General features: G+C 57.3%; 1 protein-coding gene and 1 pseudogene. Both read left to right on the plus strand.

What is annotated here, in order from left to right; genetic code table 11:
- A pseudogene (locus tag AAC155_RS23955) lies at nt 1-1,333 on the plus strand (ShlB/FhaC/HecB family hemolysin secretion/activation protein); the annotation flags it as partial.
- A 48-nt stretch (nt 1,334-1,381) separates the two neighbouring features.
- Nucleotides 1,382-2,636: two-partner secretion domain-containing protein (locus AAC155_RS23960; protein ID WP_146748156.1), on the plus strand; the 1,255-nt coding region annotated here is incomplete at its 3' end.

A 2,636-nucleotide genomic window follows, 5' to 3' on the forward strand; every position in this document is an offset into this window, starting at 1 on the left:
TGCAAAATCAGCTCATCAATCACGGCTATGTCACCAGCCGGGTTCTGGCTCCTCGCCAGGATTTGCGTACCCACACCTTAAAACTGGTGATGATACCGGGAAAAATCCGGCATATCCGCTATACCCCTGACAGCGGGAAAGATATCCAGCGGATAACCCCCTTTCCCGCGCGTGAAGGCAAATTGCTGGATTTACGGGACATTGAGCAGGGATTAGAAAACTTGCAACGTTTCCCGACCGTGCAGGCGGAGATGAACATTGTCCCGGCAGAGCAGCCGGGAGAGAGTGATATTGTGCTGGACTGGCGTCAGTCACGGCACTGGCGAGTCGCCACGTATCTGGATGATACCGGCTCTAAGAGCACCGGGCGTTATCAGGGCGGATTAACCTTCTTTCTGGATAACCCGCTGGCGTTAAGCGACCTGTTCTATCTCTCCGGGGGACGCGATATTCACGCATCTGCCGGGAAAGGCAGCCAAAACGACACGCTCTATTACTCCGTGCCCTTCTCGGCTACTGGATGACGAGCGTGACGGCCAGTCACTACGATTATACCCAGACAATAGCCGGGCTGAATCAGGCGATCCAATACCGGGGCAAAAGCCAAAACCTGGCGGTCCAGCTTAGCCGGGTGCTGCACCGTAATGCTGACCAAAAGACTCTGCTCAACGGTGAAATTTATCGTCGGGCGTCCCGCAATTTTATTGATAAGACCGAAGTTGATGTTCAGCGCCGGGAAACCGCGGGCTGGAAGCTGGGGCTGTCCCATCACCACTTTATCGGCAGCGCGACGCTGGATACCAAAGTGACTTACCAGCAGGGCATGCGCTGGTTTGGCGCGCAACCTGCGCCGGAAGAGTACCGCAATGAAGGGACCGCCTTACCCAAAATCACCCAATTCTCGGCGACGCTTGCCGGGCCGTTAACGCTGTTTTCTCAGCCCTTTTCTTATCAGACCCAATACTTACGTCAGATAAGCGCCAGCCCATTGACGCCCCAGGATCGATTCTCGATTGGCGGCCGCTGGACCGTGCGCGGCTTTGATGGCGAGTTGACCTTATCCGCCGATCGGGGTTGGTACAGCCGGAACGAACTGGACTGGCAAACCCCGCTGCGCGGGCAATCGCTGTATCTGGCAATGGATTATGGCGAAGTGGGCGGCCGGGGCAGCGACGCGCTGCTCGGAAAACACCTGGCGGGGAGTGCTCTGGGTTGGCGCGGCAGCCTGAAAGGGGTGAGCTACGACCTGTTTGTCGGCGTCCCGCTGTCCAAACCCGCCTGTTTCCAAACTTCCCCCGTCACGGCCGGATTCAACCTGTATTGGCAGTATTAATTTAAATAGCAAAACTGCCAGTGGGTGGTGTTGTGTGGAGCAAAAGTTATGAACAAACAGTTATATCGTATTATCTTTAATCAAGCCCGGCAGATGTGGATGGTGGTGGCCGAGATAGCGCGGGCCGGACGGGGACGAACCGGACGCCGCGCTCATCGCCCGTCTTCACCGCAGCATCGTTGCCGACTCACCGCGCTACGGTTTGGATTGTTGTTAGCCCTTGGCGGAATTTCTCTCACCGCGCAGGCGGCGATTGTGGCCGACGGACAGGCACCGGGGCGTCAGCAGCCGACCATCATTCGCAGCGCCAACGGCACGCCGCAGGTCAATATTCAGACGCCCGGCGCCGACGGTGTTTCTCACAATACTTACCGTCAGTTTGACGTGGATAAACAGGGGGTTATCCTCAATAACAGCCATCAGGCTACCCAGACGCAACTCGGCGGCATGGTGGCCGGTAATCCGTGGTTAGCCAAAGGGGACGCCAGCGTTATCCTCAATGAAGTCAACAGCCATGACCCCAGTCGCCTCAATGGCTGGATTGAAGTGGCCGGCCATAAAGCCGAGGTGATTATTGCCAACCCGGCGGGCATCACCTGTAACGGTTGCGGGTTCATTAACTCACATCGCACTACGCTCACCACCGGACAGGCGCTGATGGAACAGGGTCGGTTGAAAGGGTTTGACGTCAATCAGGGGGAAGTGCGGATTGACGGGCACGGCATGGACAGCACACAGCAAAGTTACACCGATATTATTGCCCGTTCCGTGGCGATTAATGCCAAATTACACGCGCAAGACCTGAAAGTGACCGCCGGGCGCAATATTGTCGATGCGGCGCATCAGCAAATTAAGAAAAAATCGGTTGACGATGAAAAGCACCCGGCGTTTGCGTTGGATGTGGCGGCACTGGGCGGCATGTATGCCCATAAAATCAGGCTGATAGGCACCGAAGCGGGGGTGGGCGTGCATAATGCCGGCAATATCGGCGCGTCTGCCGGCGAGGTCCATATCACCGCCGATGGCCGGATAGAGAACCGCGGCACCCTCAGCAGCCGCGACGCCCTGCAATTAACGGCTTCCTCGGGTATCTCGAACACGGGTAAATTGTTGTCACAATCGGCGGTGAATTTACAGGCGGGCGGCGCGTTAGATAATCAGGGCCGGGTGGAATCCCGCGGCGATGCCACGGTCAACGCAGGCACAATACACAGCAGCCATGACAGCGTGTGGGCCGCGGGACTGGATGATAACGGCAACACTACCCGTCCCGGCTCACTGACTCTGACCGCGCAGCACGTTC

This window comes from Photorhabdus sp. HUG-39, from assembly GCF_963878365.1.
Lineage (GTDB): Bacteria > Pseudomonadota > Gammaproteobacteria > Enterobacterales > Enterobacteriaceae > Photorhabdus > Photorhabdus kayaii.